The organism is Oliverpabstia sp. (assembly GCF_022785585.1).
GTDB lineage: Bacteria > Bacillota > Clostridia > Lachnospirales > Lachnospiraceae > Oliverpabstia > Oliverpabstia intestinalis.
Genome location: NZ_JALFPR010000069.1, coordinates 20,933 through 27,101, shown reverse-complemented (window position 1 = coordinate 27,101; position 6,169 = coordinate 20,933). Strand labels below are relative to the sequence as shown.

Genomic DNA, 6,169 nt, shown 5'->3' with positions numbered 1-6,169 from the left:
GCCCGCCAATTCTCTTTCTGGCGTTCGTCTTGGCACACCCTTTTTTAGAACTTCCTCCACGTATCCGGAAAGAACACCAGCAGCAACGGAAAAATCTCCAACCGTCCCGCCAGCATATCAAAAATCAACACATACTTACCAACATCCGAAAACACATTAAAGTTCGCCGTCGGTCCAACCAGCTCCAGTCCGGGACCAATATTATTAAAAGTTGCCGCAACCGCCGTAAAATTCGTGATCAGATCCAGATTATCAAATGCCAGAATAAACACAGAAGTCGCAAAAATCATGATATACACAACCATAAACACATTGACATTTCTTACCACTTCATGTTCCACAACTCTTCCATCCATCCGGATTTTCCGGATCTGACGGGGATGCAGATACTGCTTGATCTCTTTCTTCATCGCTTTTAACAGGATAATAAAACGCGAAACTTTAATACCTCCACCGGTACTGCCTGCACATGCACCGACAAACATCAGAAGCACGAGAATCGTCCGGGAAACCTCCGGCCAGATATTAAAATCGACCGTCGCAAATCCGGTAGTAGTAATGATCGATGCAACCTGGAAAGCAGCCTGTTGGATTGCCTTTCCCATACTTCCATAGACTCCCCGGATATTCCATCCAATCAGAAGAACCGCGCCCAGAATGATGGCCAGATACCAGCGTACCTCCTCATTTTTCAGTGCCTGTTTCCATTTTTGGGATAGCAACAGAAAATACACGTTGAAATTAATACCAAACAGAATCATGAATACAGTAACAACGATCTGAATCGTTACGCTATAGCCACCCATACTGTCATTCTTGATTCCGAACCCTCCGGTACCGGCTGTACCAAAAGCAGTTGTCAGCGCATCAAATACCGGCATTCCACATAACAGCAGAATCACAGTCTCCAGCACCGTCATCAAAAGATAGATCGTATACAGAATCTTTGCCGTAGAACGTACGGTAGGTGCCAGACGGCTGACTGAGGGACCCGGACTCTCCGCTTTCATCAGATTCATCTGTGAACCACCACTCATCTTAATAATAGAAAGTAATAATACCAGAACACCCATACCACCGATCCAATGGGTAAAACTTCTCCACATCAGGATACAACGAGGTGCATCTTCCACAGATGCCATAATGCTGGCTCCCGTTGTTGTAAAACCTGAGACCGTCTCAAAAAGAGCATCCACAAAATGCGGAATCGTCCCACTGATCATAAAAGGTAACGAGCCAATCAGACTGAGTGCTATCCAGGAAAGAGCTACCGATACACATCCCTCTTTCATAAAAAAGTGCGGTTTTTCCGGTCGACGCACTACAAGGAGCGTTCCTGCCAGCGCACTGATCAGTCCTGTGATCAAAAAGGAGGTCCATGTTTTTTCTCCATAGATCAGCCCGGTAACTGCCGGAAGTGTCATGCAGATGGCTTCCAGATTCAGTACCCAGCCGATCACATAGGTAATAATTCGATAATTCATACGTATCTCTCCTATTTTTCCAGAATATCTTCAATGTCCCGCAGGCATTTCTGACTGGTTACCACAACTACCGTATCACCCACCATCAGACAGTCATCGCCACGTGGAATCAATACCTTACCGCCCCGGTTGATACAACCCACCAACAGGTTATTCTTCAACCGCAGATCTTTCAGTTCCACGCCAACTACCGAAGAATTTTCCCGGATCACGAACTCCAGAGCCTCTGCCTTGCCGTCCAGAATATGATACAGTGTCTCCACATTACTTCCGATGGAGTTCTGAGTTGCCCTCGTATATTGAAGAATCCGATCCGTCGTGATATATTTCGGATGGATCAGACTTCCGAGTTCCAGTTCGTCTGTAATATCATCAAACGCCACACGATTGACCTTTGTGACTACTTTTGCATGGGACATCCGCTCCGCAAACATACCAAGCAGAATATTTTCCTCATCCATATTGGTCAGTGCCACAAACGCTTCAGCGTTTTCCAGATTTTCTTCAAACAGCAGGTTCTTGCTTGTACCATCCCCGTTGACCACCGTTGCATCCGGCAGCAGATCTGCCAGCAGCTCACATCGCTCTTTGGACTGCTCGATGATCACAACGCGCATTTTCATCTCCAGCAACATTCTTGCAAGGAAGATAGCGATGGTTCCGCCACCCACGATCATACAGTTTCTCACCTGATTGGTCTTTAAACCAATAGACTTGAAAAATGCGGAAGCATTCTTCGGAGATGCCAGAATCGATACCAGATCACTGTTTTGCAGTACAAAATCACCGTTCGGGATGAATACCTGCTCGCCACGTTCTACACCCGCAACCAGAATATTATGTTTCCCTTTCATGTTGATCTCAACGATAGACTTACCGTCCAGACGGAATTCCGGTTTCAGACGGAACTTTAACAGTTCCACTTTTCCCTTGGCAAAAGGATCAATTTTAATGGCCGAAGGAAAGCGAAGCAGCCGTGCGATCTCTGCAGCAGTTGCCATCTCCGGGTTGATGATCATGGAAATGCCAAGACTCTCTTTCATCAGATTGATTTCCTTGTTGTAAATCGGATTTCTTACCCGGGCAACTGTATGACATTTTCCCAGATTTTTTGCCACAAGACAACACAGCAGATTCAGTTCATCCGATCCGGTCACTGCGATCACAAGATCTGCAGATATCACACCGGCATCCATCAGAACGTTGATGCTGGATCCGTTTCCCTGAATCTGCAGGGCATCCAGATCCTCTCCTACCTCCTGTAATTTCTGAGCGGATATATCTACAATCGCCACTTCATGATTTTCCATGGTCAGCTCTTCTGCCAGGGCAGAACCTACTTTTCCACATCCGATAATTATAATCTTCATAGTTCCTCCAGATATCAGTTACGCTGCTGCTGTGATGTATCATTTTCTTACTAACAGTATTTCCGCTTTCATCAACAGCACAAAAAATGCTATAACAGGATAGAATAATAAAATAAAATCATATCCTATTATAGCATCAATACTAAAATACTCAAGACATATTCTGTCTAACAATTAACTGAAAACCATGTTGATTTTTTATGCATTTCACCTGTTTTGTCTGTCTTATCAAGACAATCTTCAACTATTTTCCGCTACATTATCGCTTTTCATAATTTCTTTAAAAAAGCAGCTGCGGCTTCCGGTATGGCAGGCTGCACCGACCTGATCCACCCTTGCCAGGATCGTATCGTTATCACAATCCAGATACAGTGACCGGACATACTGAAAATGTCCGCTGGTAAGTCCTTTCACCCACAGTTCGTTTCTGCTGCGGCTCCAGTAAGTCATCACACCGGTCTCCAGCGTCTTTTCATAAGCTTGTCGGTTCATATAGGCAACCATCAGAACATCTTTATTTTTATCGTCCTGTACCACCACACAGACCATCCCGTCACTGTTCAGTTTCAACTCATCCCATGTAAATGCAGCTTTTAACGGTGTTTCTTTTTTTTCTTTCATGCTCATCGATTCCTCTGTTGTAACTATTCAGCAACCACTGTGAAAGTACTGAACAGTTACCCTCTGTTTTTGTATAAATATATCCCTGGAGTTCCCTTGTGTCTGCAGCTCAGCCCTTTTACAGACTGCCCTTTGTAGACAAAACTCCCTGAATCCGCTCATCCATCTGCGTTGCCTGATCAAGTGCTTTGGCAAACGCTTTGAACATCGCTTCCATGATATGGTGATTGTTTGTTCCGTCCAGTACCTTGATGTGCAGGTTCATGCCGGCTGCATAGCTGACCGCATAGAAAAACTCTCTGGCCATCTCTGTATCCATATCTCCAAGACGTTCTGCGGTAAATTCACCGTCAAAGTTCAGATACGGGCGACCGGACAGATCGATGCCGCAAAGTACCAGTGTCTCGTCCATGGGAAGAATCATGCTTCCATAACGGCGAATCCCTGCTTTATCGCCCAGTGCTTCTTTAATAGCCGTCCCCAGTACGATTCCGGTATCTTCGATCGTGTGATGGCTGTCCACATTCAGATCGCCGTCTACGGCAAGATCCAGATCAAAGAATCCATGACGTGCAAATCCATCCAGCATATGGTCAAAAAATCCGATGCCGGTATTCAGGCTGGCTTTTCCGGTTCCGTCCAGATTCAGACTCATCGTGATCTTCGTTTCTTTGGTATTTCGCTGTACCAGTACATTACGGGTCATACCCTGTTCTTCCAGTCTGCGGATCTCCATACCTTATTCCTCCCCTTCAAAACGCACTGCGATCGAGTTCGCATGTGCGGTCAGTTGTTCACATTTTGCAAACTGCTCGATATCTTTGTGGATCGGTTGCAGCGCTTCTCTGGAGTAGTAGATGATACTGGATTTCTTCACAAAATCATCGACAGACAGTGGGGAGAAGAATTTTGCGGTTCCGTTGGTCGGCAGGATGTGGTTAGGTCCTGCAAAATAATCACCCAGCGGTTCACAGCTGTATTCCCCGATAAAGATTGCACCCGCATTCCGAATCTTTGTCATAACCTCAAACGGGTTGGCGGTAACGATCTCCAAATGTTCGGAAGCAATCTCGTTGGCGGTATCAATTGCTTCGTCCATATCCTCTGCCACCAAAATATATCCAAAATTATCCAAAGATTTCTGAATAATCGCTTTTCTTTCAAGAACCTGTACAAATCCCTCAACTTCTTCGCTGACTTTCTTTGCAAAATCTTCACTTGTCGTGATCAGGATTGCAGATGCCAGCTCGTCGTGTTCTGCCTGGGATAACAGATCAGCTGCCACATAGCGCGGGTTGGCTGTCTCGTCTGCCAGTACCAGGATCTCGCTCGGTCCCGCGATGGAATCGATGCTTACATGACCGTATACTGCTTTTTTTGCTAACGCTACATAGATATTTCCAGGTCCTACGATCTTGTCTACTTTCGGAATACTTTCTGTTCCAAAAGCAAGGGCAGCGATTGCCTGTGCACCACCTGCTTTATAGACTTCATCTGCTCCTGCTTCTTTTGCAGCGACCAGAACAGCCGGATTCACCTTTCCTTCTGCATTACATGGGGTGGTCATAATGATCTTATCTACACCTGCTACTTTTGCCGGCATAATGTTCATCAGAACAGACGACGGATATACTGCTTTTCCTCCCGGTACATAGACGCCTACCTTTTCCAGTGGTGTTACTTTCTGTCCAAGCATCGTTCCCTGTGGGGTGCTCTTGAACCAGCTGTTCTGTTTCTGCAGTTCATGGTAACTCTCGATATTAACCAGCGCCTTGCGGATCACATCCAGAAGCGCCGGGTCCACTGCTTTATATGCTTCTTCGAATTCTCCGTCTGTTACTTTTACATTGGAAGCATTGATATCTGCTTTATCAAACTGTTTGGTATAGGAAAACAGAGCCTCATCTCCGTTTCCTTTGATATTCTGAATAATAGCCTGCACCCGGCTTTCATACTCTCCGTACTGGCTCGGACTTCTTTTTAACATATTTTCCAGAATATTTTTTGTAGTTTCTTTTGTTAATTTTACGATTCTCATCTGTCTGCCTCCTTGATGACCTTTTTTAACTTTCCTAAAAGCTCTGAGATCCGTTCGCTTTCCATTTTCATGCTTACCTGATTCACAACCACTCTTGCGGACAGCGGACATACTTCTTCAAGAATATGCAGACCATTTTCCCGCAGAGTGGAACCGGTCTCTACGATATCGCAGATGACTTCGGAAAGTCCTACGATTGGTGCCAGCTCGATGGAACCGTTTAATTTGATGATTTCCACGGTCTGGTTTTTCTTATTATAAAAATAATCTTTGGCGATATTCGGGTATTTGGTGGCTACACGGATCTGCTGATTACCATCCAGCAGTTCCCGGGCAGATTCCGGTCCGCAGATACACATTCTGCATTTTCCAAAGCCAAGATCCATCACTTCATATAATTTTCTTCCTTCTTCCAGAATCGTGTCGCGACCTACGACACCCAGATCTGCCGCTCCATATTCCACATAAGTCGGGACATCCGGTCCTTTGGCCAGGAAGAACCGAAGTTTCAGATCTTCATTGACAAAAATCAGTTTTCTTGTCTTTTTATCTTTCATCTCTTCACAGGTAATGCCTACAGCTTCCAGCATCTCCAGTGTTTTCTCTGCCAGACGGCCTTTCGTCAGTGCGATGGTTAAATATCTCATGGGTCTTTC

At 45.3% G+C, this 6,169-nt stretch carries 6 protein-coding genes; all 6 read right to left on the bottom strand.

What is annotated here, in order from left to right:
- Positions 1–44 precede the first annotated feature (44 nt).
- The 6 genes from MSA64_RS04445 to hisG all read right to left on the bottom strand — a co-directional run bounded on the left by MSA64_RS04445 (position 45) and on the right by hisG (position 6,160).
- The gene (locus tag MSA64_RS04445) at positions 45–1,484 is read right to left on the bottom strand and encodes a TrkH family potassium uptake protein (protein ID WP_287890737.1); all 1,440 of its coding nucleotides are present in this window, start codon (positions 1,482–1,484) and stop codon (positions 45–47) included.
- A gap of 11 nt (positions 1,485–1,495) precedes the next feature.
- Positions 1,496–2,854 (bottom strand): Trk system potassium transporter TrkA, encoded by a 1,359-nt coding sequence (gene trkA, locus MSA64_RS04440; RefSeq protein WP_287890735.1) that lies wholly within the window; start codon positions 2,852–2,854, stop codon positions 1,496–1,498.
- A 240-nt stretch (positions 2,855–3,094) separates the two neighbouring features.
- Positions 3,095–3,475, bottom strand: a complete 381-nt coding sequence (hisI, locus tag MSA64_RS04435; protein ID WP_235904468.1) for a phosphoribosyl-AMP cyclohydrolase — start codon at positions 3,473–3,475, stop codon at positions 3,095–3,097.
- Between the two features lie 118 nt (positions 3,476–3,593).
- Complete coding sequence (gene hisB, locus MSA64_RS04430; RefSeq protein ID WP_106492739.1) at positions 3,594–4,181, bottom strand: imidazoleglycerol-phosphate dehydratase HisB; 588 nt, start codon at positions 4,179–4,181, stop codon at positions 3,594–3,596.
- Positions 4,182–4,214: 33 nt separating this feature from the next.
- Positions 4,215–5,513, bottom strand: a complete 1,299-nt coding sequence (gene hisD, locus MSA64_RS04425) for a histidinol dehydrogenase (RefSeq protein WP_287890733.1) — start codon at positions 5,511–5,513, stop codon at positions 4,215–4,217.
- On the bottom strand, positions 5,510–6,160 hold the full coding sequence (gene hisG, locus MSA64_RS04420) for an ATP phosphoribosyltransferase (protein ID WP_022171773.1): 651 nt from the start codon (positions 6,158–6,160) through the stop codon (positions 5,510–5,512). The genes hisD and hisG overlap by 4 nt, the downstream gene beginning before the upstream one ends.
- Between the last annotated feature and the right edge of the window lie 9 nt (positions 6,161–6,169).

Excerpts from the sequence above, each read along its gene's own strand:
- hisD (WP_287890733.1), bottom strand. The coding sequence starts at position 5,513 with ATGAGAATCGTAAAATTAACAAAAGAAACTACAAAAAATATTCTGGAA.
- MSA64_RS04445 (WP_287890737.1), bottom strand. The coding sequence starts at position 1,484 with ATGAATTATCGAATTATTACCTATGTGATCGGCTGGGTACTGAATCTG.
- hisG (WP_022171773.1), bottom strand. The coding sequence starts at position 6,160 with ATGAGATATTTAACCATCGCACTGACGAAAGGCCGTCTGGCAGAGAAA.
- hisB (WP_106492739.1), bottom strand. The coding sequence starts at position 4,181 with ATGACCCGTAATGTACTGGTACAGCGAAATACCAAAGAAACGAAGATC.
- hisI (WP_235904468.1), bottom strand. The coding sequence starts at position 3,475 with ATGAAAGAAAAAAAAGAAACACCGTTAAAAGCTGCATTTACATGGGAT.
- trkA (WP_287890735.1), bottom strand. The coding sequence starts at position 2,854 with ATGAAGATTATAATTATCGGATGTGGAAAAGTAGGTTCTGCCCTGGCA.